Source organism: Pseudomonas sp. Nvir (assembly GCF_963778085.1).
In the GTDB taxonomy this organism is placed as follows: domain Bacteria; phylum Pseudomonadota; class Gammaproteobacteria; order Pseudomonadales; family Pseudomonadaceae; genus Aquipseudomonas; species Aquipseudomonas juntendi.
This window is the reverse complement of sequence record NZ_OY970405.1, coordinates 853321-878737: the sequence shown is the minus strand read 5'-3', so window position 1 is coordinate 878737 and position 25417 is coordinate 853321. Positions and strand designations below refer to the sequence as shown.

The following is a 25417-nucleotide window of genomic DNA, read 5'->3' as shown; positions in this document are numbered from 1 at the left end:
AGGCGACATCCGCCGCTTCGGCCACCGCCTGTTCCTGGTTGACCTGGTCGGTGATCACGGTGGCGAATTTGACCACCTTGTACAGCACGTCGTGGGCATCGAAGATCGGGTTGTAGGAGGCCTCCAACCAGACCACCCGGCCGTGGGCATCGATGCGCTTGAAGCGGTCAGCCACGTACTCGCCACGACGCAGCCTGTCCCAGAACGCCTGGTAAGCGGTTGAGTTGGCCTCTTCCGGCGTGCAGAACAGACGATGGTGCTTGCCGCGAATCTGCTCCAGGCGGTAGCCGACCGTGGCCAGGAAGCGCTCGTTGGCGGTGAGGACGTTACCGTCGAGGTCGAACTCGATGACCGCCGTGGAGCGCATCAGCGCCTTGATCAGGCTCTCATGTTCGCGCGAAGCCTCGATGGTGCGGGTCAGGTCGCTGGAATGCAGGGTGAAGTAGCGAATGCGCCCCTCGCTGTTCTTGACCGGCTGCAGGATAGAGCGCAGCCAGGCTTCCTGGCCATTGCCGCGCAACAGGCGAAACGCGCCGTTCAGGTGCTCGCCACGAGTGATGGCGGCTTTCATCCGCTGGTAGAAGTCCAGCGATCGCACATGGGCGGGGACGATGTCCTCGATGTTGCGTCCAAGCAGTTGGTCGGCCCGGTAGAGCATCTCGCTCTCGAAGTTGCCATTGACCATCTCGATCCGTCCCTGGGGGTCGAGTTGCAGCACCAGCATCTCGCTGTCGAGGCTGCTCTTGACCTGTTCGATACACATCAGGTCTTCGCGCAGTTGCCGGTTTTCTTGCTTGAGCTTGTTGTTGAACATCACCGCTCTCCTGGAGCGCAACAGGTGGTCGAATGCATCTTCATCGGCCGACGGCACGGCCCCTTGAGCGGCGCACCAGGAAATAATCTGCACGCTGCACAAGCCGATGGTCAGCTGTCACCTGCGCGCCACGTGACCGTCACATTGACGCAATCGTGCAGGCAGAAACTTTTGCCATGAACACACCTGCGCTACGCATCGCCCTCGTCAGCGAAACCTTCCCACCCGAAATCAACGGCGTGGCCAACACCCTTGGGCGCTTGAGCGAAGGGTTGCGCCAGCGCGGCCATCAGGTTGAGCTGGTACGCCCACGCCAGGCCGGCGATAACCACGCACAGCACAATCCACAGCTGGTGCTGTGCCGCGGTTGGGGCCTGCCGGGTTACCCAGGCTTGCAATGGGGCGAGGTGTCGATGCACACGCTGCTACGCCGCTGGCGCCGGCAGCGCCCGGACGTGCTCTACATCGCCACCGAGGGGCCGCTCGGGCTGAGCGCGCTGCGCGCTGCCCGGCGCCTGGGGCTGGCGGTGGTCAGTGGCTTCAACGCCAAATTCCCGCAGTACTCCGGCCACTACGGCCTGGGTTTACTGAGCCGCTTGCTCACCCTCTACCTGCGCTGGTTCCACCGGCGCACGGCGGTCACCTTGGTGCCCAGCGCAAGCCAGCGCCTTGAGCTTGAGCGCCGCGGCTTCCAGCACCTGGGGTTGCTGGCCCGCGGGGTCGACGCCTGCCTGTTCAACCCGGCCCGGCGCAGCCAGGCTTTGCGCGAAAGCTGGGGGCTGGGTGCAGACGACATCGCCGTGCTGTACGTCGGGCGCTTGGCGGCAGAAAAGAACCTTCGCCTGCTACAGCCTTGCCTGCAGGCCTTGCAGCAAACCTATCCACAGAAACGCCTGCGCCTTGTTCTGGTGGGTGACGGCCCACAGCGCGCCGCCCTCCAGCAGCAGCTCCCCGAGGCGCTCTTCTGCGGCGCCCAGCGCGGCGAAGTGTTGGCACAACACTACGCCAGTGGCGACCTGTTCCTGTTCCCCAGCACAAGCGAAACCTTCGGCAACGTAGTGCTCGAGGCCATGGCTTCGGGGTTGGCGGTGGTTGCCTGTGACCAGGCGGCAGCTGCGCAACATATCCGCCATGGCCACAACGGTGCGTTGGCCATGCCGGGCGACCAGCCCGCATTCATCGATGCCGCCTGCTGGCTGCTGGAGGAAGAGGAAACGCTGCGTCGCGTGCGCCTGAATGCGCGGCAGCATGCCAGCCGCCAGGGCTGGCAGGCGATTGTCGAGCAGTTCGAGGGGTATTTGCACGCAGCCCGGAACCAGGCTGCGACTTCACCTGCTTCGAGGCTGGGTGCTACGCGATCTGTGTAGGAGCGGCCTCGTGTCGCGATCGGGCTGCAGAGCAGACCCTCGATAGTTGCAACAATGCCTATATCCGGAGGCCGCCATGCGGCCCGATCGCGACACAAGGCCGCTCCTAAAGACGACCGCGTCAGGCCAACGCTTTCTCGATGGCCTGCACCACCGCCGGGTCATCTGGCGCCGTGCGGGGAGAAAAACGCGCCAGCACTCGGCCGTCCTTGCCCACCAGAAACTTTTCGAAGTTCCAGGTAATGTCGCCGGGGAACTCGGCGCCCTCACCCGCCAGCAGGCGATACAGCGAATGGCGCTGCGCCCCGTTGACCTCCAGCTTGCCCGCCAGCGGGAAGCTCACCCCGTAGTTCAAGCTGCAGAAGTCCTGGATTTCCTTTTCACTGCCCGGCTCTTGCCCGGCAAACTGGTTGCACGGCAGGCCAAGCACATTGAAGCCCTTGTCCTTGTAAACCTGATAGAGGTTTTCCAGGGCCTTGTATTGCGGCGTGAGACCACACTTGGAAGCGACGTTGACCACCAGCACCACTTGGCCCTTGAACGGTGCGAGGGGCAGCTCCCCGCCGTTCAGCGCCTCCAGTTTCAGCTCGTGAAATGCACTCATGATGAACCCCCTCTCAGCTTCCGGGTTGCCGCGCAGGCAAATCGCGCCCACTAAAAAGGCGCCCGTTCAAACCGCCCACCTCCCGTAGGAAGGCAGATCGGCTTGCCCGAGCGCCTGGCGACTTTCTGAGCTTAGCGCAGAAAATCAGTGGTGATGGCCACCTTCACCGTGGATATGACGGTGAGCGATTTCTTCGTCGCTGGCGTCACGCACGTTGACGACCTTGACCTTGAAGTTCAGACGCTGGCCAGCCAGCGGGTGGTTGCCGTCAACGGTGATGTCGTCGCCGTCCACGTCGCGGATGGTCACGATCTGCATCTGGCCATCCGGCGCCGAAGCGTGGAACTGCATACCCACTTCCAGCTGGTCGACGCCTTCGAACAGACTGCGGTTCAGGGTGCTGACCAGCTCGGCCAGGTATTCGCCGTAGGCGTCTTCCGGTTCGATGGCAACTTCCAGTTCGTCACCGGCTTGCTTGCCTTCCAGGGCTTTTTCCAGGCCTGGAATGATGTTGCCGGCACCGTGCAGGTAAACCAGCGGCGCGCCACCGGCGGAGCTGTCGATGGTCTCCCCGGCGTCGTTGGTCAGGGTATAGTCGATGGAGACAGCCTTGTTGGCGGCGATCAGCATGGGGCAAGACCTTTTGCAAAAGAATGTAGAGCGCACCAGTGTAACCAAGCCATCGCCCGATTGCGAACGCACTGGCGTGCAGCAACGGTCCATCAGTCGGATCATCGGCTTTCACCAGGACGGAGAAGGCCATTGGGTAGCCGAGCTGTCCTGCGGCCACACCCAGCACCTGCGCCACCAACCGCCGTGGCAGGCACGCCCGTGGGTGCTCGACCCGGCCCAGCGCCTGCAGCGTATCGGCCAGCCGTTCGCATGTGGCTGGTGCGCACAAGGGGCCGATAGCGCTACCCTTGGCCGTTAATTTCTTGCACCGCTTATTTCGAGAAGCACGCATGCAGACATTTTTCATTGCGCCGACCGACTTTGGTGTCGGCCTGACGTCGATCAGCCTGGGCCTGGTGCGTACCCTGGAACGGGCCGGGCTGAAGGTGGGTTTCTTCAAGCCCATCGCCCAGCCCCACCCGGGCGACACCGGCCCCGAACGCTCCAGCGAACTGGTCGCCCGTACCCACGGCATCAAGCCCCCCGTGCCGATGAGCCTGGCCCAGGTCGAGCGCATGCTCGGTGATGGGCAGCTGGACGAACTGCTGGAAGAAATCATCCGGCTTTACCAGCAAGCCTGCATCGGCAATGACGTGGTCGTGGTCGAAGGCATGGTGCCCACGCGCCACGCCAGCTATGCCGCGCGGGTCAACCTGCACCTGGCCAAGAGCCTGGATGCCGAGGTGATCCTGGTCTCGGCGCCGGAAAACGAAGTGCTCAGCGAGCTGTCCGGCCGGGTCGAACTGCAGGCGCAACTGTTCGGCGGCCCTCGCGACCCGAAAGTACTGGGGGTGATCCTCAACAAGGTCCGCACCGACGAAAGCATGGCCGACTTCGCCACCCGCCTGCGCGAACACTCGCCGCTGCTGCGCGGCAATGACTTTCGCCTGCTGGGCTGCATCCCCTATCAGCCCGAGCTGAACGCACCGCGCACCCGCGACGTGGCCGAGTTGCTTGGCGCCCAGGTGCTCAATGCCGGCGATTACGAACAACGGCGCATGAGCAAGATCATCATCTGCGCGCGCACCGTGGCCAATACCGTGCCACTGCTCACCTCCGGCACCTTGGTCGTCACACCGGGCGACCGCGACGACATCATCCTGGCCGTCAGCCTGGCTGCGATCAATGGCGTACCGCTGGCCGGCCTGTTGTTGACCAGTGACAGCAAACCGGACGCTCGCATCCTCGGGCTGTGCCGCGGCGCGCTGCAGGCGGGCCTGCCGATCCTGTCGGTCAGCACCGGTTCCTACGACACCGCCAACCAGCTCAATTCGCTTAACCGGGAAATCCCGGTGGACGACCGCGAACGCGCCGAGTTCATCACCGACTTTGTCGCCAGCCACCTCGACGCAGCCTGGCTGCACCAACGTTGCGGCACCCCGCGCGAGCTGCGCCTGTCGCCGGCGGTGTTCCGCTACCAATTGATCCAGCGCGCGCAGCAGGCAAACAAGCGCATCGTTCTGCCAGAAGGTGCAGAGCCGCTGCTGGTGCAGGCAGCGGCCATCTGCCAGGCCCGTGGCATCGCCCGCTGCGTGCTGCTGGCCAAGCCCGAAGATGTCGACGCCGTCGCCCGCGCGCAGGGCATCACCCTGCCACCAGGCCTGGAAATACTGGACCCGGAGCTGATTCGCGGGCGCTATGTGGAGCCGATGGTGGAGCTGCGCAAAAGCAAGAACCTCAACGCGCCGATGGCCGAGCAGCAACTGGAAGACCCGGTGGTGATCGGCACCATGATGCTGGCCCTGGATGAGGTGGACGGCCTGGTGTCGGGGCTGGTGCATTCCACCGCCAACACCATCCGCCCTGCCCTGCAGTTGATCAAGACCGCGCCGGGGGCGAGCCTGGTATCGTCGGTGTTCTTCATGCTGTTCCCCGAGCAGGTACTGGTGTACGGCGACTGCGTGATGAACCCTCACCCAAGCGCCGCCGAACTGGCGGAGATCGCCCGGCAAAGTGCCGAATCGGCGCAAGCCTTCGGCATCGCGCCACGGGTGGCGATGATCAGTTATTCAAGCGATTCGGCCAGCGATGAGGAAGTGGGGAAAGTGCGCGAGGCGACCCGCCTGGCGCAGGCCGCCACGCAAGGCTTGCTGATCGATGGGCCGCTGCAATACGACGCTGCAGCCAACCCGGCAATTGCCCGGGACTTGGCGCCCACCAGCCAGGTGGCCGGGCGCGCCACGGTCTTCGTATTCCCCGACCTGAACACCGGCAATACCACGCACAAGGCGGTGCAGCGCAGTGCCGACGGGGTCAGCCTGGGGCCAATGCTGCAGGGCCTGCGCAAGCCGGTGAACGATCTGCCACGCGGGGCGCAGGTGGACGATATCGTCCATACCATTGCCCTCACGGCGATTCAGGCCAGCGTAGGGCGCTGAAACAAACGGGGCCGCAACGCGGCCCCCATGCCTATTCAGGGATACTGCTGCACCTGGCCCTGCTGCTGGTCATACTGCTGGCCTGGAATCGGCTTCAGGTTCACTTCGACACGGCGGTTCTGCGCACGGCCATTGGCATCGGCGTTGCTGGCGATCGGCTGGTCCGGGCCCATGCCACGTACCGACAGGCGCGAGCTGTCCACACCCTGCGAAGTCAGGTAGGTGCTGACGGCCTGCGCCCGGCGCTGGGACAGGTCCATGTTGTGCTGGCGGCTGCCGGTGCTGTCGGTGAAACCGACCACTTCGATGGTGTTCTGGTTGAACTGCTTGAACGAGCTGGCGAGGTTGTTCAGCGGCTGGTAGAAGCTTGGCGCGATGTTGGCCGAATCGGTGGCGAAGGTGATATTGCCCGGCATGATCAGCTTGATCTGGTCACCCTGGCGCTGCACTTCCACACCGGTGTTGGCCATTTGTGCGCGCAGCTCGGCTTCCTGCTTGTCGGCGTAGTAGCCATAACCGGCGGCGGCAGCGCCCACGGCGGCAGCGCCGATCAGGGCGCCCTTGCCACGGTTGTTGTGGTCGATGGCGGCACCGGCGATCGCACCGGCCAGCGCACCCAGGCCACCGTACTTGGCAGTCTTGCTCATCCCAGTAGAGCCCTGCGCCTGCCCCTGGTTGTCGTAAGGGTTCTGACTGGCACAGCCGGTCATCAGGGCAGCGGCAGTTGCGACGATAATCAGACGACGCATGGTGAACATGGACAAGCTCCTACTCAATTCATGAATGCGACAGATCGCAAATGCATCTATGCCAGCCTTGGAACGCACCGGCAACGAAAAATTCCATGAAAGCGCCTTCATGTGCCATCAGGCACGCACGAACGGGTTTTCGCGCATCTCGTCACCCAGCCGGGTATCAGGCCCATGGCCGGTGACCACGGTGGCCTCCTCGTCCAGCCGGTACAGCCGCTCTTTGATCGAGCGCACGATAGCCCGCTGGTCGCCACCCCACAAATCGGTGCGGCCTATGCCCCGACGGAACAAGGTGTCACCTGCGATCAACAGCTTGGCGTCGGCGAACCAGAAGCTCATCGAGCCGGGCGTGTGCCCGGGTGTATGCAAGGCCACGCCGCAGCCGCACGCCAGTTCTTCGTCATCGGCCAGCCAGCGATCAGGCGACGGCACCGGGGTGTAGGGCACGCCGAACATCTGGCACTGCATCTCCAGGTTGTCCCACAGCGCCTGGTCGGCCTTGTGCAGATGCAGCGTGGCACCGGTCAGCGCTTTGAGCTTGCCCGAGGCGAGGAAATGATCGAAGTGGGCGTGGGTGTGGATGATGCTCACCAGCGTCAGGCCATGGGCCTGCAGGCGGGCCAGAATCTTGTCTGGATCACCGCCCGGGTCGACGACGATGGCCTTTTTGCTCAACGGGTCGCCGATGAGCGTGCAGTTGCACTGCAAAGGCCCGACAGGGAAGGTTTCGCGGATGAGCGCAGGCAGGGCTTGGGTCATGGTGTTCTCGCAGGTAAAGCCGGAGTTCTGCGCAAAGCCTGCCAGGAAAAGCCGGCAGGTGCACCCCAATCCCTACGGCAGAAACAACTTGAACAAGCCACCGCCCAGTGCACCGCCATTGGAGATCTCGATGCGCCCACGCACCCCGCCACTTTCATGCAGCGCCGCAATGCGTGCAGCAAAGTACAGCCCCAGGCCGGTGCTGCCGCTGGTCGAGTCGATGCCCTGGGTATATTCCTCCTGGCGGTCAAGCATGCGCTGTGGATAACCGGGGCCGTCATCGTTCACGCAAATGGCCAACTGGTTGTCAGCCTCCTCGATGCTGATCAACAAGGCATGCCCGGCAAAGCGGGTGGCATTGGTGATGACGTTGGCGATCACCGAGGCCACCAGCTCGCGGTCGAAGAAACCCAGCGGGTTATCCGTGTCGATGCGCCAGGTGGCGAGAATATCGTTGTGCTTGAGCACTTCCTCATGCGCCGCCAGCTGGGCCTCGATGAAGTCGTCCAGTTCGTGGTAGTCCGGGCACACCGGCAGTTGGTTCACACCAAGCTTGTACAACCCCAGCAGCTGCACCAGCATGCCGTTGAGGTGACGAAACTCGTGCTCCATGATCCCTTGCTCGGCCCCGCCGCGCAGTTCCTCGGGCAGGCGCTCCACCCACTGGCCGTGGCACTGGATCAACGCCGCCAGGGAGCTTTTGAGGTCGTGCACGGTGGAGGCGATCACCGTGGAAAAATCCAGCCCCTGATTGTCTTGATTCATGCGCCGAACACTCGGATGTGCAGTTTGCGGTAACGGTCATAGCGATTGTCGCTGGCAGGGATACCGGCCACGCTGGTCAAGGCGTCGCGGCATTCCTGCATGATCGCGGGCTGGGGGGTTTCACCACCAATGCGCAGCAGCGCCTGGGCGGTGTTCAGGGCGATGCTGATGTTCCTGGGCTGTAGACCCAGCGCCTTGCGGAACAGTTGCAACGCCTCGCCGAGCTGCCCTCCCTGGTAACTGCGCACACCCTGGCGATTGAGGGTGACCGCTTCGGTAATGGCGTTGAGCACACTCGGGTCGTCCGTCAACTTGCCCACTCTTTCCATGACCTTGGGGTCATCGCCATAACTTTCCACACAGCTTTTCAGTACGCCGATGGCGGCGGCTTCCTGGCCCATCGCCTGCAACTGCGCGGCGACGGTGAGGGCCGAATCGACCGAGAAGAACTGGTTCATCTTGTCCAGGCGCAGAATGGCCTGATCGGTCAGCTTGGCAGCCGTTTCCGGGTCACCGGCCTGCTGCAGGCTGGCGGCCTTCATCATCCGCGCACGCACCTGCAAGCCTTGGTCTTCGGGGTTTTCCTTGGCCACTTCGCTGAGCGTGGTGTTGATCTCGACGCGGGTACGGGCGTCCAGGCCAAAGCCTGCATTCTTGCTCATCAGCGCCTGCACCAGGCCCAGGTTGTTTTCCGGGTCTTTGTAGCGCGAACTCTGCCCTTGGTTCACCGCATGGCGGAAGGCCTTGGAAGCGCTTTCGAAGTCTTCGTTTTCCAGCGCCAGCTTGCCCAGGGTCGACTGCCGCCGCACCGACAGTGGCGACAGGCGCACTGCCTCTTCCAGCAGGCTCTGCGCACGCTTGCTTTCGCCCTGGGCCACCAGCACTTCGGCCATGCCATCGTACAAGGCTGGCATGATCGGGAAGGCTTTGAGCGCCTGTTCGTAGACGCCCTGGGCCTGGGCATTCTGGCCACGTTTGTGCATCAAGGCCCCCAGCGCCGTGTACACCCACGGTTGCGGGCGGCTGGCGAGAATGGCCTTGAGGAATTTCTCCAGCTCATCGAAGCGGTTTAGGTTGCGCAAGGCATCGGCCCGGTAGCGCAGGCACAGGGGTGCCAGGCGCGGGTCCCTTTTGCACAGCTCGGCGCATGCCGCCAGCACCTCGCCCGGGCGGTTGCGGTCCAGCGCCTGCAATATCGGCTTGAGCAGGGTTTTGCGCTGGAACAGCTTCTCGACCCGCTGGGCCAGCCCCACCCGGTTGAACGGCTTGGTCAGGTAGGCGTCGGGCTCGTGCTCGATGGCACTGAGAACGATGGCCTGGCTGCTCTCGGCGGTGACCATGATGAACACGCACTCATGGCTGATGTGCTTGTCGATGATCAGGTCTTCGAGTACCTGCTGGCCATTCTTCTTGCCATCGCCCAGGTGGAAGTCCTGCAGGATGAAGTCATAGCGCTTCTGCGCGCACATGCGCAGCGCCTGCTCGCCGCTGTCGGCAGTGTCGACGTCGCGCACACCCAACTCGCGCAACATGGACCGGGTCGACGTGCGAAAGTCGGTGAAATCGTCGACGATCAGAAAGCTCTTTTGCCCGTACTGCAGCATCAACACGACCTGCCCTGGAATGATTGAAAAATCGCGCGAGGCGATGCCACCGATCGCTGTATCGGCAGCTGGCCGGGAAAGATGAGCATCGAGCATTATCGGCCGCGAACATGGCCCGAGGCCATTACTTTAACGGGCGGTAGCCAGCACCGCCAGCACTACGCCAGCAACCCCAGTGACTTGGCCTTGGCCACCGCCTGGGTCCGCCGCTCCACGCCCAGCTTGCTGTTGATATGGCTGGCGTGGGTTTTGACCGTGTGCAAGGAAATGAACAAGCGCTCGCTGATCTGCTGGTTGGAGCAACCTTGGGCGATCAGTTCGAGCACTGCCAGCTCCCGCCCGCTCAGGGCCTCGCTGCTACCGCATGGGGCGCTTGGCAACGCTGGCAAATGCCCCAGCAGGTCGACCTGCACCGGGCAGCCGGCCCTGGCCAGCAACTGCTCCTGCAGCCACTGCGGGTGCCGTTGCAGCAACGGCTGGAACGGTTGCAGCACGCCCCCGCGTGCGGCCTCCAGCAAGCCGGGCAACAACTGCGCGGCCTGGCCATCGCGGCCTTCGTCCAGCAACAGCAGCATCCACTGGCTGAGCGCGCTGACGGTGAGCATCATGCCGCCGCTGGCCTGGCCGCGCTCGACCAGCCCGGCCAGGCGCTCGAGCGCCTCTGTGCGGCGTGACAGCACACGTTCGAGCAGCGCCTGCTGCAGGGCGATATGCACCGGCAGCAGCGGGTGAAACTCTGGCGCCGCCGCCGGCTGCTCACCGCCATAGGTCTGGCCCAGGCGCAGCAACCAGGACTCGGCCAGGTCGACGCGCCCCTGGGCCAGCCACAGCTCGCATTTGACCAGAGTGATCATGGCCAGGTAGTAAACCGGCGGCACATCCCAGATATGCATCAGCCGCTCTGCCTCGGCCAGTTCGGCAAAGGCCTCGGCGAACTGCCCGTCGCGCCCATCGAGGGTGGCAATCACGCAGTGGCCGATAAGCACGCTGATGTCGCGGCAGGCACGTGCCTCGCCCAACCCCGCGCGCAAGCGTGCACGGCCCTGGGCCGGCTGCAGGCGCGAGACCAGCAGGTAGCCTTCATACAGCGTCAGGCGGGCGCGCACCGCATACAGCCGCTGCGCCGAGAGCCCTTGCAGGCGCTGCAGCCCCTGGCGCACTTCATCCAGTGCGCGCAGCACCTCGCCACGGGCGTGCAACACCCGCGCCCGGTCATAATGCGCCAACGCCTCGAACAACGGGTTGCCGACCCGCTGGGCCAGCTCCAGCGCCTCACGGTTCCAGCCACGGGCGCGCCAGAAGTCGCCATCGGCAATCGCCAGGTTGGACAACGTCGATAAACAGACCAGGCGCTGCCCATAGCGCTTGCCGGGCAGGCTCTGCAGGGCTTCGCCACAATAGGCCAGGGTGCGCTCACGATCACCGCGGCCACGGGCGATGACACCGCTCAGTGCCAGCCACTGGGCCAGCATGGACTTTTGCGCGGTCGCCGAAGGTGCAGGCAGGAAGCGGCTGAGGTGGCCTGCCAGTTCTTCAGCCGCGTCCAGCTGGCAGGCCAGGCCCAGCGCCCAGCTGTACAGCACGATCAGCCGCGGGGTACTGATCAGCAGGCTGTCGGGCAGGTCCATCTTCCAGCGCAGCAGCATGCCAACATTCTGTTCGGCCAGCAGTTGTTCCTCGGACAGGCTCTGTACCAGGTCGGCAGCGACGTCGAGGTGGCCGGCACGCAGGGCCTGCTCCACGGCTTCATCCAGCAACCCCTGGCGCTCGAACCAGCGGCAGGCACGCAGGTGCAGGTCGGCCAGTGGCTCACTGGCCTGGCGGCTGCGCAGCAGGTCGGAGAACAGGTGGTGGTAGCGGAACCAGTGGCCATGCTCGTCAAGCGGTACCAGGAACACCTGGTGTGCCTGCAAGAAGCGCAGGATCGCGGCGCTGTCGTCGCGCCCCCGCAATGCATCGCACAGCGGGGCACAGAAACGTTCCTGGCAGGCGGTTTCATCGAGGAAGGCCTGCACCTCGGCAGGCAGCATGTCGATGACCTCTTCGAGCAGATAGTCGCGGATCAGGCCCTCGCCCCCGTGCAGGGCCTGTGGCAAGGCCTGCTCGTCGGCGCTCTCGCTGACCGCCAGTTGCCAGAAGCGCAACCCTGCCACCCACCCGTCGCTGCGCTGGATCAGGTTGTCCAGCGCCTGGCCTCGCAAGCCGTTGGGCTGGCGACCGATCACCGCCAGCGCTTCTTCGGCGGTCAGCCGCAGCTCCTGTTCGTTGAGCTCGACCAACTGCCGTGACAGGCGCAGACGTGCCAGGTGCCAGTCCGGCCGCTGCCGGCTGGTAACCAGCAACACCAGGCCCGGCGGCAAATGGTTGAGGAAAAACTGCAGGCAGCGGTCGAGTACCGGCCCCTGGGCCAGGTGATAGTCGTCGAGCACCAGCAGCAATGGCGTATCGCCACGCAGGTACTGCGCCAGCTCGTCGAGCAGGCCATCGAGCCACTCCTCGAAGGCGAATGGCTGATGGCGCTGGCGCATTTTCAACAGGCCCATGGCCGGGCAGTACTGCTGCAGGCCTTCGAGCAGCCGCTCGAGAAAGCGCCCAGGGTCGGCATCGCGCTGGCTCAGGCCCAGCCAGAGGCTGCGCCAGTGATCGGGCAGCGACTCGCAGAACTCGATGGCCAGCGAGCTCTTGCCGAAGCCGGCCGGCGCATTGACCAGCAGCAAGCGGCCACCAAGGCCGGCGTACAAGCGCTGGCACAAACGCGGGCGCGGCACGTGCCCGTCCGGCAATGGCGGCCGGAAGAAACGCCCGTCCAGCAGGCCCAAGGCCTGAGTCGCGAATCCATGCGTGCGGGACAGTTCTGTCATGGCCGGCTCGTTCTGGTTGGAAGACTACGGCGATATGGATGCCTGCGAGACTAGCCGGTAACGCTACGCATTTGAAGATGATGGAAACAATTGCCGCAGAAAAGACTGCGACAAAAAGCGACATGGCTGATGGACACGGGGGTGGGCGGCGGGTTTGGGCAGGTATTCAGCGGACTTATCGCCCGTTCAGGCTTGCACGCCGAGGGCATGGAGCGGCCAATGAAAACGCCCCGGTAAACCGGTAATGCTGTTCGCTCAAGCAACTGGGGCCGCATTGCGGCCCACCGCAGGCAAGGCAGCCACAGGGATTGCATCAGGGCTGACAGGTGTTTGCCACAAGGTATGCAGCGCCTGTTAGAGCGAGCGCCGCCCGCGCGGCGCATCGCGAGCTGCGCTCGCTCCTACGTTTGTTTCGGGCCAATTATTCCTGTGGGATTTGCGCGCGAACGCCTTGGCGCATGCCTCAAAATCGCGTCGTACGAACAAGGCGGCCGCGCGCATCTGGCACAGGGGTTACTGGCCCGAAACAAACGTAGGAGCGAGCGCAGCTCGCGATGCGCCGCGCGGGCGGCGCTCGATCTCACAGGCGCTGAAGATGCTCCGGCTACCCTTGCCAGGAACCATAGAATCTCCCACAGGTACAGCGCAGGCCTCAAGAACTGCACGGTCCTGGTAGGAGCGGCCTTGTGTCGCGATGGGCTGCGCAGCAGCCCCAATCAGTGTGACATCACACACAAGTGAACAACATTACGGTAAACCGACGCTTGAATGCGTTCTGCTCAGCGAATGCCGGACTGGCGCAGCGCCGCCGGTTGGAAGTCGGCTTTGCTGGCACTGAAGCCGAAGTCATAAGCACGCTTCTCTTCGTTCTTCATACCTAGCGCCAGGTAACGACCAGACTGCAGGTCGTAGATGGCCTCCAGGGTGTACCACGGTACCTCGACATTGTAGTAAGGCTGGGCATGCGCCTCGGACACGCGCCACAGCTGGCCACGGCCATCGTACTGGTCGATCACTGCGGCCTGCCAGGTGTCTTCGTCGATGTAGAAGTCACGCTTGGCGTAGATGTGCCGCTGCCCCGGTTTCAGCGTGGCGACCACATGCCAAACACGGCGCAGCTCATAACGGGCCAGGTCCTGGTTGATGTGCCCGGCCTTGATGATGTCGGTGTACTTGAGCTTGGGGTCATCGAGCTTGAAGGCGTTGGAGGCGATGTACAGCTCCTTCTTGCCCTCCAGCTTCCAGTCATAGCGGTCTGGCGCGCCGTTGTACATGTCCAGGTTGTCCGACGTGCGCAGGCCATCGGCGGCGGTACCCGGGCCGTCGTACGACACCTGTGGCGCCTGGCGCACTCGGCGCTGGCCGGCGTTGTAGATCCAGGCCTTGCGCGGATCTTTGACCTGGTCGAGGGTTTCGTGCACCAGCAGTACGGTACCGGCCAGGCGCGCCGGGGCGGTAACTTCCTGCTTGAAGTAGAACAGGATGTTGCCCGGGTTGTTCGGGTCGTAATCCTTCATCTTGTCGCGGAAGACGAACTGGTCGGAAAAGTACACGGGGTTGAAGGAGCCGTTCTGTTGCGGCGTGGCCTGGGTAACCAGGCGGCTGACGCTGCCACCCCGGTAGCGGGTGATGTGGTTCCAGATCACCTCCAGGCCGCTTTTCGGAATGGGGAACGGTATCGCGGTGCGGAAGTTGCTCAGGCCGTTGCCGCCTTCCACCAAGGTGGTCTTGGTGGCGTTCTCCTTGATGGCGGCGAACACGTCGGCAGGCACGGTGGAACCGCGGTGGGTCTTGAATACCGGGATCTTGAAGGTGTCCGGGTAACGCTTGAGCATGGCCATCTGGCCTGGCGAGAGCTTGTCCTTGTACTGCTCGGCGTTTTGCGCAGTGATGGTGAACAGTGGCTTCTCACTGCCGTAGGGGTCGGACAGGAAGCCTTTGCCATCGACGCTGCCTGCGGTTTTCGACAAGGGCTGCCATGGGCCGATCGAACCATCGGCGTTACCGGCCTTTTCGGCGCCCATCGGGGTCAGCGTGCTACCCAGCTTGGCCGCCTCGTCGGCGGATACCGCAGCCATGACGCTGGTCGCCAGCAGGGACAGGCCCAGCACACCGGCTTGCAGCAGACTTCTGGTCTTGTTCATGTCGTGTTGTCCTGGATCTGTGGGCTTAGAAGTTCACGCCGAAGCTGAGGGCGACGAAGTCGCGGTCATCCACGGTGCTGTACTTGCCGTCGAAGAAGTTGGTGTACGACAGGCTCGCCGTGTAGGTGTTCTGGTACTCGGCGTCCAGGCCCAGGCTGACTGCCTTGCGGCCTTCCTCGAAGTTGCCGCCAGGGCCTGGTGAATAGCCCGACACGTCGTGCGACCAGGCCACGCTCGGTTTCAGGTTGACCCCGGCGAACACGTCGTTGTAGTCCCAGATCACGCGGGCGCGGTAGCCCCACGAGGTGCTGGTGGTGTAGCCGTCGTTCTCGCACTTGCGGTTCAGGTTGGCGGTGGAGGCACCCGCACCCGCGCCGGCGATGGTGCTGCTGTTGAGTGCCTGGCAGGTATCTGCGCCGCCGGTGGCGGGCAGCGGGCCTGGGCCGAATACCGGGTCACGGCCGTAACGGGTATCGTGCGCGTTCTCCAGGCCACCGACGTGGGTCACACCCAGCTCGCCGACCACGGTCATGCGGCTGGCGCCCATCACCTGGTCGAAGAAGTGCGTGAGGGTCGTCTGGAACTGAGTGATCTCCTTGCGACGGTAGCCATGCAGGTCCTGGCCAGGGGTGCCTGTCAGCAGCGAGGCGTTGCTCAACGCGCCCCCAATCGGGCGAACCCCGGCAAACAGGATGTCCGTGGTATTGAGCTGCACCGGTGCGTTGGGCCGGTAGCTGATTTCGCCGCTCCAGGCGGTGCCAGTGGGCAATGTGGTGGAGAAGCTCAAGCCATACAGGCGAATGTCTTCCGGGTATTCGACGAAGTACTCGGAATTGCCGGCCACGATCAGCGGCGCCAGCGCCCGCAGTTGCGCAGGCAGCGCGCTGAGCCCTGCAAATACCGAAGGTGCGGCCCCTGTGGCGCTGAAGATTGGCGCACGGCTGTGGTAGTTCATGAAGTAGGCACCGAACTCGGTGTCCAGCGGCTCGAACATGTAGCGCATGGCCACACCGAACTGCCCGCTGTCACGCGCATCGCGGTCGGCACCACGGCGCACCATCACGCCCTCTTCGTTGATGTTCACACCGCGCGTGGCAAGAAACTGCTGGGCGGCGCCCGGTACCGTGCGGCTGCTGTTGAGCACGCGCAGGTTGTCGGTACAGCCATCGGCGATGATGTCGGGTTGCGAGAAGAACGTGCCGCAGTTGTCGACGACCGTCTGGTCCCACTCCAGCTGATAGAAGGCCTCGGCCGACAGGTTGTCGGTCAGGCTCTGGGAGATGTAGAACATGTTGACCGGAATCAGGCCTTCCTTGATCTCGGCACCCGGGCGGCGGAACGCCGACACGTCGATGGGGTTGATCGCGTTGATGCCGCCACCGATGAAGGTACTTTCGCCCCAGCTGACCACCTGCTTGCCGAGGCGAACCGAGCCCGGCTGATCACCGATCGAGTAGTTGTGGTAGACGAAGGCGTCGAGCAGTTCGGCGCCGGACGACTTGGCCCCTTCCTTGCGGTTGGAATCGCTGATGTCCTTGAATTCGCGACCTTCGTCCTTCAGCTCGAAGTCATACCAGTACTTGCCGCGCACGAATACGCCGGTATCACCGTACTTGAGCTCCAGGTCGTGGATACCCTTGAAGATCTTGGAGAAGGTTTCGCCCTTCTTGAAGTTCAGGTGACCGTCGTCGGAGGTCTGCGACAGGCCCTTGCCGCCGTTGTTCACCCCGATCAGGTTCCGGTTGGGGTTGGCGGTCGACCAGCTGGCGCCAATGGAGAGCGACGAGTCGAACTGGCCTTCGATTTCACCGATGTTGAAACTGACAGCGAAAGCAGGACTTGCGAGCGTGGAAGCGATGCTGACGGCCAAGGGCAGCTTGGCCCGGCGCCAGAACGGATTTGCAGATTTCATCGACGCTACTCCATGTACTTTATTGTTATGGCAGTGAGTCCTTTCAAGAACGGCCGAGTGACCGGTTTGCAGGCTTGCGCCTGCGGCGGCACGGCTAGCGCGTGACGCCCTCCCCCATTCCTGAAAATCCCCTGGCCCCGACTATAGCCAGCAAGGCACAGGCGCTTGATCCCTCTAAAGTGTGATTTGCGCTCCGTGCCAACCACTCGTTGGGTTTTTTCCTTGATCGCGTGCTGGCAGTGCTCAAGGATGGCGCATTTTTACCATTTGGCAAGGCGCCAGCCGCTCTAGAACGCGGGTCGCGTTCTGTCGCACGCGACCCGCCCCGGGTTTACAGGGTGGACAGGAAGGCGCTGTTGCTGGCCTGCCACTGCACGATGTCCTGGCGTATGCGCTTCTTGTCCAGCTTGCCGACACTGGTCTTGGGAATTTCAGTAACAACGGCGATCTGGCTGGGAATCGCCCATTTGTTGATATGGCCTTGCTCGACGAACGGCTTGAGGTGGTCCTTCAGCGCTTTCGCATCGATCGCCATGCCCTCGCGCACCACCAGCAGGGCAAACGGGCGCTCGCCCCACTGCGGGTCGGCCACCCCCACCACCGCGACTTCGCGCACGGCCGGGTGGCGGCTGACCAGGTCTTCCAGGTCGAGTGACGACACCCACTCGCCACCGGTCTTGATCACATCCTTGATACGGTCGCGTATGTCGATGTAACCCATGTTGTCGAGGGTGGCGACGTCGCCGGTGTGCAGCCAGCCGCCCAGCCACAGCTCTTCGCTCTTTTCCGGCTCCTTGAAATAACCCTGGGTCAGCCACGGTGCACGCAGCACCAGCTCGCCCTGGGTTTCGCCATCGGCGGGCAGGAAGTTGCCGTCGCCGTCGACAATCGCCGCCTCCACCAACGGTACCGGCACCCCGGCCTTGATACGGTAGGTGACGCGCTCATCCTCACTGCCGGCCTGCAACTCGTCGTTCAGGTGCGCGGCGGATATCAGCGGGCAGGTCTCGGACATGCCGTACGCTGCGGTCAGCTGGATGCCGCGGGCCAGCGCCGCCTGGTACAGCGACCTGTTCAGCGAGCTGCCGCCGATGATGATTTTCCAGCCGCCGAAGTCCTGGCCTTGGGCAGTCGGGCAATTGAGCAGCATCTGCAGGATGGTCGGCACACAGTGGGAGAAGGTGACGTTCTCTTCACGCCACAGCCTGATCAGCATCTCGGGCTCGTAACGACCGGGATACACCTGCTTCATGCCGAGCATGGTGGCCGCGTAGGGAATGCCCCAGGCATGCACGTGGAACATCGGCGTGATCGGCATGTAGACGTCATCGCTGCCCAGCAGGCGCACGCTGTCGATACTGCCGGTGACCGAAGCCTCGGCCAGGGTGTGCAGCACCAGCTGCCGATGGGTGAAGTACACGCCCTTGGGGTTGCCGGTGGTGCCAGTGGTGTAGAACGTGGTCGCCACCGAGTTTTCGTCGAAGTCGGGGAAGTCGTAGCTCGGGCTGGCGGCGGCGAGCAGTTGTTCGTACTCACCCACCAGCCCGGGCAGGTCGGCGGCCTGGGCCGGGCCATCGGTCAGCAGTACGGTCTTGTCGACAGTGGTCAACTGCCCGGCGATGGCCTGGTACAGGCCGACGAAGTCACTGTTGACCAGCACCACCCGGTCTTCGGCGTGGTTCATGGTGTAGAGGATCTGCTCGGGTGACAGGCGCACGTTGATGGTATGCACCACGGCGCCGATCATCGGGATGGCAAACATGCATTCCAGGTAGCGGTGGCTGTCCCAGTCCATGACCGCCACGGTGTCACCGGCCTTGACCCCGGCCTCGGTCAGCACGTTGGCCAGCCGGGCGATACGCTCGTTGAGCTGTGGGTAGGTCAGCCGCATCTGGTCGCGGTAGACGATTTCGCGGGTCTTTTCGTAGCGGCTGCCAGACATCAGCAGGCGCTTGATCAGTAATGGATAGGCATAGGCGCCCTCGGCGGGCTTGATGATGCGGGTCTGCAACATGGGTATCCCTTTTCTTGGAAGCGGGCCGGAAAAGTCTGTGGGGAGCTGATCTGGGGAGTTACTGTAGTTCGCCAATGTGACGGCCAAATCAGCCGAAGGAATGATTTGCCTGGCCAAGGTATGAGCCGCAAGGCGTTGACGGGCGGCGAGGTTGAGCTGGACACTGCGCCGGGAGCCCCACCACAAACCCGCCCTGCCCAGGAGATGTTCATGCCCAGCCCGCGTCGCGCCGTGTTTCTCGACCACCAGTCCCTGGACCTCGGCGACCTGGATCTGTCGCCACTGCAGCAGCAGTTCGACCAGTTCGGGCTGTTCGCCGCCACCGCCCCGGAACAGGTCGCCGAGCGCCTGCAGGGCGCGGTAGCAGTGGTCAGCAACAAGGTTGTGCTCGACGCCGCCGTGCTGGCCGCCAACCCGCAATTGAAGCTGATTCTGGTGGCCGCCACCGGCACCAACAACGTCGACCTGGCCGCCGCCCGCGCCCAGGGCATCACGGTGTGCAACTGCCAAGGCTACGGCACGCCGTCTGTCGCCCAGCACACCCTCGCGCTGCTGCTGGCGCTGGCCACGCGGCTGTGCGACTACCACCAGGCGGTGGCAGAGGGGCAATGGGCCAAGGCCAACCAGTTCTGCCTGCTGGATTTCCCGATTGTCGAACTGCAGGGCAAAACCCTTGGCCTGCTTGGCCACGGTGAGTTGGGCGGCGCGGTGGCGCGGCTGGCCGAAGCGTTCGGCATGCGCGTACTGAGCGGGCTGATCCCCGGCCGCCCGCAGCGCGCCGACCGGCTGCCGCTGGAGGCGTTGTTGCCGCAGGTTGACGCGCTGACCCTGCACTGCCCCTTGAACGAGCACACCCGGCACATGCTGGGGGCGCGCGAGCTGGCCCTGCTCAAGCCTGGGGCGCTGGTGGTGAACACCGCGCGCGGCGGCCTGATCGATGAGCAGGCCCTGGCCGATGCGCTGCGCAGTGGCCACCTGGGCGGCGCTGCCACCGACGTATTGAGCGTGGAGCCGCCGGTCAACGGCAACCCGCTGCTCGAAGCCGGTATCCCGCGCCTGATCATCACCCCACACAGCGCCTGGGGCGCGGTGGAGGCGCGCCAGCGTATCGTCGGCCAGCTCAGCGAGAACGCCCAGGCCTTTTTCGCCGGGCAGCCACGCCGCGTGGTCAGCTGAGCCAGGAGCCGGGCTCTGCTACACTGCGCCACTTTTTTCCAGGAGGCGTCGTTCATGGACCCGCGCAGTGAAGTATTGCTCCGCCAGGCGGAGCTGTTCCAGGGCCCGCTGCTGCTCGCCGGCGCCCCCGCCGACGGCTTGCTCGGGCAGTTGCCCGAAGCCCGCGCCTGGTCGTGGCACGCCGGCGACCAGGCCGTGCTCGAAGGCCGCTTTGCGGGCCGCAGCCAGTATGGCGTAGAGCCCCCGGCGGGCGCGTTCGACAGCGCCGTGCTGTTCCTGCCCAAATCCCGCGAATTGGCCGCCTACCTGCTCAACGCCCTGGCTTCCCGCCTGGCGGGTCGCGCGCTGTACCTGGTCGGTGAAAAACGCGGTGGCATCGAGGGCGCGGCCAAGCTGTTGCAGGCTTTCGGCAAGCCGCGCAAGCTCGACAGCGCGCGGCATTGCCAGTTGTGGCAGGTGACGGTCGACCAGGCCCCGCAGGCGACACCGCTGCAGAGCCTGGCGCAGCGCTTTGAACTGGCCCTGGAAGACGGCCCGCTGCAAGTGGTCAGCCTGCCCGGTGTGTTCAGCCACGGCCGCCTGGACCGCGGCACTGCGCTGCTGCTCAAGCACCTGGACAACCTGCCCAGCGGCCACATGCTGGACTTCGGTTGCGGTGCCGGGGTGCTGGGTGCCACGGTCAAGCGCCGTTACCCGCACAACCGGGTGACGTTGCTGGACGTGGATGCCTTCGCCGTGGCGGCCAGCCGTCTGACCCTGGCTGCAAACGGCCTGGAAGGTGAGGTGATCAGCGGTGATGGCATTGATGCAGCACCGCTCGACCTGAGCCTGATTCTTAGCAACCCGCCGTTCCATACCGGGGTGCACACCAATTACCAGGCCTCGGAAAACTTGCTGAGAAAATTAGCGGTTCATCTGCGAAAAGGGGGCGAAATGCGCTTGGTTGCCAATAGCTTCCTGCGCTACCAGCCGCTGATCGAAGGGGCGCTGGGCAACTGCCAGATACGCGACGAGGCGGAAGGCTTCCGAATCTACCAGGCCGTGCATGGCTGAAAACAGCGCTTGCCGAAAGCGTTTTGCCAAGGCAGAATCCGCTCCGTCCTAGGGGAGTAGTCTCCCGCGAGCCCACCGCTCGCCCGGTACGCGTCAACATACTTGGTCCACAGACCATGGCGCGTGCGACCCCCATGCCCACGTGCATGGAGAGATCCGCATAGACGGATCCGGGGTTTGACAAGACCTATGACACGCACACCTTACCCGGGGCGGGAAGGCTGTACGTGTCATAGCCGTGTCGACCCGCCCCCGTAGGAATCCTGATGCTGGAATCTCTGTTGGTCCCCACCGCCATCGTTGCGCTCGCCGAAATCGGCGACAAGACGCAGCTGCTCGCACTCATTCTCGCCGCGCGCTTCCGCAAGCCCTGGCCGATCATTGCCGGCATCATCGCCGCCACCCTGGCCAACCATGCCGCAGCCGGTGCCGTAGGGGCGTGGGTCGGTAGCTTCTTCAGCGATTCGGCCCTGCACTGGATCCTGGCCGCGAGCTTCACCGCCACTGCGCTGTGGACCCTGGTACCGGACAAAATGGACGATGACGAGAACCCGGCGCGCCGCTTCGGCCCGTTCCTGACCACGCTGATTGCGTTCTTCCTCGCCGAAATCGGTGACAAGACCCAGGTCGCGACCGTGATGCTGGCGGCCCAATACCCGCACCTGATCATGGTCATCATCGGCACCACCCTGGGCATGCTGATTGCCAACGTACCCGTGGTGCTGGCGGGCAACTTTGCAGCCGACAAGCTGCCGCTGACGCTGATCCGTCGCCTGGCGGCCGCGGCGTTCTTCGTACTGGCGATCGTGGCCGTGTACTCGGCGATGAAGGCCAGTGGCTGGGTCGGGTAACCGGAAAACACGGGGGCGCCGCGCGCCCCCACGCTTCAAGCGATCATGGCTTGGCCGCGGCCTGATACAGCGGCATCACCTTGGGAATGGCCGCCTGCAGCGAGGCAATGCGGCTGGAAGATGCCGGGTGAGTGCTCATGAACTCGGGCGGGGCGCCTTCGGACGCCTTGCTCATCTTGTTCCACAAGGTGATTGCGGCGTTCGGGTCGTAGCCGGCACGGGCCGACAACTCCAGGCCGATCAGGTCGGCTTCGTTTTCGTTGGCCCGGCTGTTGGGCAGGGTCATGGCGTAGTTCACCACGGTGTCGGCCATGGCCATGCTGTTCTGGCCCAGGCCAAAGATGGCACCCGCCCCCTGGCGCGCCATTTCCACACCATAGGCCTTGGACATCGCCTCGCGGCTGTGCTCACGCAGGGCGTGGGCGATTTCGTGACCGACAACCGCGGCAATTTCCGCATCGGTGAGCTTGAGCTGATCGATCAGGCCGGTATACACGATGATCTTGCCGCCAGGGCCGCAGTTGGCGTTCAGTTCGTCGCTCTTGATCACGTTGACTTGCCAGTCCCACTGCGCGGAATCCGGGCGGAACTTGGGGGCCTGGGCAATCAGCCGGCTGGCGATGGCCTGCACCCGCTTGGCATCGGCACTGGACTTGTCGAGCACCCCCTTGCTGGAGGCTTCACCGAGGGTCTGCTGGTACGACTGGGCGTACATCTGGTTGACTTCATCGGTGGAGAGCATGCTGAACATGTACTGCTGGCGCTCGACGCCGACAGCACCGCCACTGGTGGTATTCACCGCCTGGCAGCCGCCCAGCACGATGCCAGCACTCAACAGGCTGACGACAAAAGACTTACGCATGAAAACACTCCCTTTTTTGCATGCGCCGTATCCTAGGCCGACTCGCCGGTAGCCGCCATAGCCGCAGGGAAGATTTTCATCACCAGCACCGGCCACCCATCAAAGCGGGGTAAGACACTCCGGCGCATCCAGCTTCGGGTCATTGACGAAATTCGCCAAGGCCCTTTCGCGCAGTGGCGCAGGCGGGCTGGCCAGCAGTTCGTGCAGGCGGGTAACCGGCGTATCCGGATCGAGCCAGGCAGCCTGGCCCGCATCGTCGAGGATCAGCGGCCGGCGCTGGTTCATGGCCGCCTGGGTCACCACCGCGCAACTCAGCCACACCTGGTCCTGCACGGGGTAGGCTTCCCATATGGCCGCAAAGTACAACGAGGCGCCCTCCCCCGGCGTCAGCCAATAAGGACGCTTGCGTACCGTGCCCCGCCACTCGTAAAAGCCGTTGGCCGGCATCAGGCAGCGGCGCTGGCGAAACGCCTCACGGAACATCGGTTGCTCGGCCAGGGTTTCGGCGCGGGCATGGGCGGGGGTGCGGGACAGGTCGGTGAGCCACGCCGGGGTCAGCCCCCAACGCGCCATGGCCAGTTGCTGCTGGCCGTCAAGCTGGCGCTGGATCAGCACCGATGCCCCAGGTGCGATATTCCATTGGGCCGGCTGGCCCGCGGGGAACCCCGGCAGACTGGCAAGGGCCTGGGGCCAGCGAAACAGGGCGTAACGTCCACACATGAGCGAATTCAGAACCTAGCAGATCAAGGTACCGGGGATACTCTCCGGTTCGTCGCCAACCAGTGGCTGGGCCTCATTGTACGCATCGATCAGCTGCCGTGCGTACTCGGCCTGCTCATCGGCGACCGCAAGCCCTAGCAACCCTTGCATGGGCAGCTCGCCGACTGCACCGATCAGGTCACGGCCCACCACCTGCACCGCGATGCCTTCACTGGCGAGCATCCCGGCCAGCATTTCGGCTTCAAGCAGGTTTTCCGGTTCGTAGATCCGCCGCATCATTCGTTCTCGCCGTAGACATCCAGCATCCATTCCTCGCCATGCACCTGCAGCACGAAACGAATCGGCCTGCAGCACACCTGGCAGTCCTCGATGTACTCCTGATCGCCACCGGACAGGTCCACCGTGGTTTCGACCTCTTCGCCGCAATAAGGGCAATCGTAGAACGCAGTTTCGAGCATCGCGGCCTCCGGGGTGACTTATGCGTATAATTGTCGGTCTGTTTACGGGGCCCGTGTGCGTCCGAGCCGTTTTTCGGAGCCTGCCCCTGTTTATTACCCTAGCCGTTTCCAACAAGAGAGCATGATGGGCGAATTCGATGCCATCCGACCCTACGACGACGCTGAGGTACCTGCGGTTCTGGCCCGCCTGCTCAGCGACCCGGCATTCCTCGATATCCTCACCCACTTCCGCTTCCCGCGGGCAGCCGGGGCTTTCGGCTGGCTGCTCAAACCGCTGATCGCCCGCCGCCTGCGCAAGGAATTCGCCGGTGTGACCTGCGTTTCCACCTTGCAGGACAAGGTCGAGTACTACGTTGACCAGACCATCGACCGCGCCACCGACGGCGTCACCTATTCCGGTGTGGAGCAGTTGAAGGCAGGTACGGCCTACCTGTTCCTGGCCAACCACCGCGACATCGTGATGGACCCGGCCTTCGTCAACTATGCGGTGTACCACGCCGGCCTGCCCACGCCGCGCATCGCCATTGGCGACAACCTGCTGCAAAAGCCGTTCGTCAGCGACATGATGCGCCTGAACAAGAGTTTCATCGTGCACCGTTCGATCAGCGGGCGCCGTGAAAAGCTGGCGGCTTATCAGCTGCTCTCGGCCTACATCAACCACTCGATCCGCAACGACGCCACCTCGATCTGGATCGCCCAGGCCGAGGGCCGCGCCAAGGACGGTGACGACCGCACCGACTCGGCGATCCTCAAGATGTTCCACATGAGCCGCAAGGACGAGGCGTTTGGCGCCGTCATCCAGAGCCTGAACCTGACACCGGTGTCGATCAGCTACGAGTACGACCCGTGCGACCAGGCCAAAGCCCGCGAGCTGTATATCCGCGCCACCACTGGCAGCTACCAGAAGGCCCCAGGGGAGGACGACAACAGCATCGCCAAGGGCATTACCGGCTACAAGGGCCGGGTGCACATCAACTTCGCGCCACCGGTGACCGAGTACTACGAGGATACTAAGCAGCTGGCCGCAGAGATCGACCGCCAGATCCTGGCTGGCTACCGGTTGTTCCCGGTGCATTACCTGGCCTACGCAATGTGGGAGGGTAAGGACGAAGCCCTGCAGGTACCTGGCGCCGAACAGGTGTTCCCGGCCGACGAACTGGCCAAGGCCAAGGAAGAATGGCAACGTCGGCTGGCGGCCTGCCCTGAAGAGCAGCGGCCGTACCTGGTATTGCAGTATGCGACACCGGTGCGCAACCAGTACCAGGTCAGGCAGCAGGCGCCGGTTGCCTGACCGATTGCGGGGCTGCCTTGCAGCCCCGCAATCTCACACCCAGGTGCTGAGCCAGGACAGCAGCAGCGCCATGGCCAGGCAAGCGAAGCCCAGAATGTAGAAGTACTTGGGCACCCGCAGGTCGAAGGCATCCACTACCCCCTCCTCAAACGCCAGGCTCTCGCGGGTTTCGGCCGCGCGCCGCCGCGCGCTTTGCAGCAGCAACCCGCCCGGGCAGGTCAGCAGCAGCGCCAACACATTGATCAACTTGGTGGGATGGGCGGCCAGAAAACCCCAAAGCACTTGCAAGGACATCACGCAACCTCGGTGTAAGCGACGGCGAAGGCCCGCATTCTACGCAACTCGCCCTTCGCTGCCCGG

General features: G+C 64.0%; 22 protein-coding genes, 1 pseudogene and 1 riboswitch. Of the genes and pseudogenes, 7 read left to right on the top strand and 16 right to left on the bottom strand.

The genetic code is table 11. The features are described 5' to 3' along the window. Nucleotides 1-37: 37 nt before the first annotated feature. Nucleotides 38-724, bottom strand: a pseudogene (locus tag AACG97_RS27965) (PAS domain-containing protein); the annotation flags it as partial. A gap of 266 nt (nt 725-990) precedes the next feature. Here AACG97_RS27965 and AACG97_RS04405 point away from each other — a divergent pair. Further along, nucleotides 991-2181: a glycosyltransferase family 4 protein gene (locus tag AACG97_RS04405; protein WP_054890457.1), complete on the top strand. Its 1191-nt coding sequence runs from the start codon at nt 991-993 to the stop codon at nt 2179-2181. A gap of 121 nt (nt 2182-2302) precedes the next feature. On the opposite strand, the gene AACG97_RS04400 is transcribed toward AACG97_RS04405, so the two are convergent. Together AACG97_RS04400 and AACG97_RS04395 are read right to left on the bottom strand one after the other, a co-directional pair. After that, nucleotides 2303-2785, bottom strand: a complete 483-nt coding sequence (locus tag AACG97_RS04400) for a glutathione peroxidase (RefSeq protein ID WP_009682696.1) — start codon at nt 2783-2785, stop codon at nt 2303-2305. 144 nt (nt 2786-2929) lie between these two features. Next, nucleotides 2930-3415: an FKBP-type peptidyl-prolyl cis-trans isomerase gene (locus tag AACG97_RS04395; protein ID WP_029887748.1), complete on the bottom strand. Its 486-nt coding sequence runs from the start codon at nt 3413-3415 to the stop codon at nt 2930-2932. Between AACG97_RS04395 and AACG97_RS04390 the strand changes: the two genes are divergently transcribed. Then, entirely contained in the window at nt 3414-3716 is a 303-nt protein-coding gene (locus AACG97_RS04390) for a DUF3565 domain-containing protein (protein ID WP_054890460.1), read from the top strand. The genes AACG97_RS04395 and AACG97_RS04390 overlap by 2 nt on opposite strands. A gap of 31 nt (nt 3717-3747) precedes the next feature. Continuing rightward, nucleotides 3748-5835, top strand: a complete 2088-nt coding sequence (gene pta / locus AACG97_RS04385; protein ID WP_029887747.1) for a phosphate acetyltransferase — start codon at nt 3748-3750, stop codon at nt 5833-5835. A gap of 35 nt (nt 5836-5870) precedes the next feature. Here the strand turns inward: pta and AACG97_RS04380 are convergent, their stop codons facing one another. From AACG97_RS04380 to AACG97_RS04345, 8 genes are all read right to left on the bottom strand, one after another. Continuing rightward, complete coding sequence (locus AACG97_RS04380) at nt 5871-6593, bottom strand: OmpA family protein (protein ID WP_029887746.1); 723 nt, start codon at nt 6591-6593, stop codon at nt 5871-5873. Between the two features lie 108 nt (nt 6594-6701). Continuing rightward, on the bottom strand, nt 6702-7346 hold the full coding sequence (locus tag AACG97_RS04375) for an MBL fold metallo-hydrolase (protein ID WP_029887745.1): 645 nt from the start codon (nt 7344-7346) through the stop codon (nt 6702-6704). A 72-nt stretch (nt 7347-7418) separates the two neighbouring features. Next, a complete protein-coding gene (locus AACG97_RS04370; RefSeq protein ID WP_009682688.1) occupies nt 7419-8111 on the bottom strand; it encodes a sensor histidine kinase in 693 nt (230 codons plus the stop codon). Next, on the bottom strand, nt 8108-9715 hold the full coding sequence (locus tag AACG97_RS04365) for a tetratricopeptide repeat-containing response regulator (protein ID WP_054890458.1): 1608 nt from the start codon (nt 9713-9715) through the stop codon (nt 8108-8110). Before AACG97_RS04365 ends, AACG97_RS04370 begins: the two co-directional genes overlap by 4 nt. Nucleotides 9716-9873: 158 nt before the next feature. Beyond that, nucleotides 9874-12576: a LuxR C-terminal-related transcriptional regulator gene (locus AACG97_RS04360; protein WP_232554974.1), complete on the bottom strand. Its 2703-nt coding sequence runs from the start codon at nt 12574-12576 to the stop codon at nt 9874-9876. Nucleotides 12577-13355: 779 nt separating this feature from the next. After that, nucleotides 13356-14720 carry a DUF1329 domain-containing protein gene (locus AACG97_RS04355; RefSeq protein ID WP_125854888.1) on the bottom strand — a complete coding sequence of 455 codons (1365 nt, stop codon included), beginning with the start codon at nt 14718-14720 and terminating at the stop codon, nt 13356-13358. 25 nt (nt 14721-14745) lie between these two features. Beyond that, nucleotides 14746-16632: a DUF1302 domain-containing protein gene (locus AACG97_RS04350; protein WP_009682933.1), complete on the bottom strand. Its 1887-nt coding sequence runs from the start codon at nt 16630-16632 to the stop codon at nt 14746-14748. A 331-nt stretch (nt 16633-16963) separates the two neighbouring features. Beyond that, complete coding sequence (locus AACG97_RS04345) at nt 16964-18646, bottom strand: fatty acid--CoA ligase (RefSeq protein WP_054889824.1); 1683 nt, start codon at nt 18644-18646, stop codon at nt 16964-16966. 210 nt (nt 18647-18856) lie between these two features. Between AACG97_RS04345 and AACG97_RS04340 the strand changes: the two genes are divergently transcribed. The 3 genes from AACG97_RS04340 to AACG97_RS04330 all read left to right on the top strand — a co-directional run bounded on the left by AACG97_RS04340 (nt 18857) and on the right by AACG97_RS04330 (nt 21726). Further along, nucleotides 18857-19822 (top strand): 2-hydroxyacid dehydrogenase, encoded by a 966-nt coding sequence (locus AACG97_RS04340; protein ID WP_054889829.1) that lies wholly within the window; start codon nt 18857-18859, stop codon nt 19820-19822. Between the two features lie 54 nt (nt 19823-19876). Then, a complete protein-coding gene (locus tag AACG97_RS04335) occupies nt 19877-20875 on the top strand; it encodes a class I SAM-dependent methyltransferase (RefSeq protein ID WP_009682937.1) in 999 nt (332 codons plus the stop codon). A gap of 38 nt (nt 20876-20913) precedes the next feature. Continuing rightward, nucleotides 20914-21054: riboswitch (yybP-ykoY riboswitch) on the top strand. Nucleotides 21055-21141: 87 nt separating this feature from the next. Beyond that, nucleotides 21142-21726, top strand: a complete 585-nt coding sequence (locus AACG97_RS04330; RefSeq protein WP_009682938.1) for a TMEM165/GDT1 family protein — start codon at nt 21142-21144, stop codon at nt 21724-21726. A 43-nt stretch (nt 21727-21769) separates the two neighbouring features. On the opposite strand, the gene AACG97_RS04325 is transcribed toward AACG97_RS04330, so the two are convergent. The 4 genes from AACG97_RS04325 to AACG97_RS04310 form a co-directional block, all read right to left on the bottom strand. Then, nucleotides 21770-22588, bottom strand: coding sequence for a M48 family metallopeptidase (locus AACG97_RS04325; protein WP_054881704.1), 819 nt, complete (start codon nt 22586-22588; stop codon nt 21770-21772). Between the two features lie 99 nt (nt 22589-22687). Further along, nucleotides 22688-23308: an SOS response-associated peptidase gene (locus AACG97_RS04320; protein WP_029887159.1), complete on the bottom strand. Its 621-nt coding sequence runs from the start codon at nt 23306-23308 to the stop codon at nt 22688-22690. 15 nt (nt 23309-23323) lie between these two features. Then, nucleotides 23324-23584, bottom strand: a complete 261-nt coding sequence (locus AACG97_RS04315) for a putative signal transducing protein (RefSeq protein ID WP_029887158.1) — start codon at nt 23582-23584, stop codon at nt 23324-23326. After that, a complete protein-coding gene (locus tag AACG97_RS04310) occupies nt 23584-23766 on the bottom strand; it encodes a CPXCG motif-containing cysteine-rich protein (RefSeq protein WP_009682943.1) in 183 nt (60 codons plus the stop codon). Before AACG97_RS04310 ends, AACG97_RS04315 begins: the two co-directional genes overlap by 1 nt. A gap of 124 nt (nt 23767-23890) precedes the next feature. Here AACG97_RS04310 and AACG97_RS04305 point away from each other — a divergent pair, with 124 nt between their 5' ends. Continuing rightward, entirely contained in the window at nt 23891-25057 is a 1167-nt protein-coding gene (locus AACG97_RS04305) for a 1-acyl-sn-glycerol-3-phosphate acyltransferase (RefSeq protein WP_054912104.1), read from the top strand. A gap of 33 nt (nt 25058-25090) precedes the next feature. Here AACG97_RS04305 and AACG97_RS04300 read toward each other — a convergent pair whose 3' ends face one another. Then, complete coding sequence (locus AACG97_RS04300) at nt 25091-25351, bottom strand: hypothetical protein (RefSeq protein WP_009682945.1); 261 nt, start codon at nt 25349-25351, stop codon at nt 25091-25093. Nucleotides 25352-25417 lie beyond the last annotated feature (66 nt).

Coding starts and splice junctions, on each gene's coding strand:
- AACG97_RS04405 (WP_054890457.1), top strand. CDS start 991: ATGAACACACCTGCGCTACGCATCGCCCTCGTCAGCGAAACCTTCCCA.
- AACG97_RS04400 (WP_009682696.1), bottom strand. CDS start 2,785: ATGAGTGCATTTCACGAGCTGAAACTGGAGGCGCTGAACGGCGGGGAG.
- AACG97_RS04390 (WP_054890460.1), top strand. CDS start 3,414: ATGGGGCAAGACCTTTTGCAAAAGAATGTAGAGCGCACCAGTGTAACC.
- AACG97_RS04395 (WP_029887748.1), bottom strand. CDS start 3,415: ATGCTGATCGCCGCCAACAAGGCTGTCTCCATCGACTATACCCTGACC.
- pta (WP_029887747.1), top strand. CDS start 3,748: ATGCAGACATTTTTCATTGCGCCGACCGACTTTGGTGTCGGCCTGACG.
- AACG97_RS04380 (WP_029887746.1), bottom strand. CDS start 6,593: ATGTTCACCATGCGTCGTCTGATTATCGTCGCAACTGCCGCTGCCCTG.
- AACG97_RS04375 (WP_029887745.1), bottom strand. CDS start 7,346: ATGACCCAAGCCCTGCCTGCGCTCATCCGCGAAACCTTCCCTGTCGGG.
- AACG97_RS04370 (WP_009682688.1), bottom strand. CDS start 8,111: ATGAATCAAGACAATCAGGGGCTGGATTTTTCCACGGTGATCGCCTCC.
- AACG97_RS04365 (WP_054890458.1), bottom strand. CDS start 9,715: ATGCTGCAGTACGGGCAAAAGAGCTTTCTGATCGTCGACGATTTCACC.
- AACG97_RS04360 (WP_232554974.1), bottom strand. CDS start 12,576: ATGACAGAACTGTCCCGCACGCATGGATTCGCGACTCAGGCCTTGGGC.
- AACG97_RS04355 (WP_125854888.1), bottom strand. CDS start 14,720: ATGAACAAGACCAGAAGTCTGCTGCAAGCCGGTGTGCTGGGCCTGTCC.
- AACG97_RS04350 (WP_009682933.1), bottom strand. CDS start 16,632: ATGAAATCTGCAAATCCGTTCTGGCGCCGGGCCAAGCTGCCCTTGGCC.
- AACG97_RS04345 (WP_054889824.1), bottom strand. CDS start 18,646: ATGTTGCAGACCCGCATCATCAAGCCCGCCGAGGGCGCCTATGCCTAT.
- AACG97_RS04340 (WP_054889829.1), top strand. CDS start 18,857: ATGCCCAGCCCGCGTCGCGCCGTGTTTCTCGACCACCAGTCCCTGGAC.
- AACG97_RS04335 (WP_009682937.1), top strand. CDS start 19,877: ATGGACCCGCGCAGTGAAGTATTGCTCCGCCAGGCGGAGCTGTTCCAG.
- AACG97_RS04330 (WP_009682938.1), top strand. CDS start 21,142: ATGCTGGAATCTCTGTTGGTCCCCACCGCCATCGTTGCGCTCGCCGAA.
- AACG97_RS04325 (WP_054881704.1), bottom strand. CDS start 22,588: ATGCGTAAGTCTTTTGTCGTCAGCCTGTTGAGTGCTGGCATCGTGCTG.
- AACG97_RS04320 (WP_029887159.1), bottom strand. CDS start 23,308: ATGTGTGGACGTTACGCCCTGTTTCGCTGGCCCCAGGCCCTTGCCAGT.
- AACG97_RS04315 (WP_029887158.1), bottom strand. CDS start 23,584: ATGCGGCGGATCTACGAACCGGAAAACCTGCTTGAAGCCGAAATGCTG.
- AACG97_RS04310 (WP_009682943.1), bottom strand. CDS start 23,766: ATGCTCGAAACTGCGTTCTACGATTGCCCTTATTGCGGCGAAGAGGTC.
- AACG97_RS04305 (WP_054912104.1), top strand. CDS start 23,891: ATGGGCGAATTCGATGCCATCCGACCCTACGACGACGCTGAGGTACCT.
- AACG97_RS04300 (WP_009682945.1), bottom strand. CDS start 25,351: ATGTCCTTGCAAGTGCTTTGGGGTTTTCTGGCCGCCCATCCCACCAAG.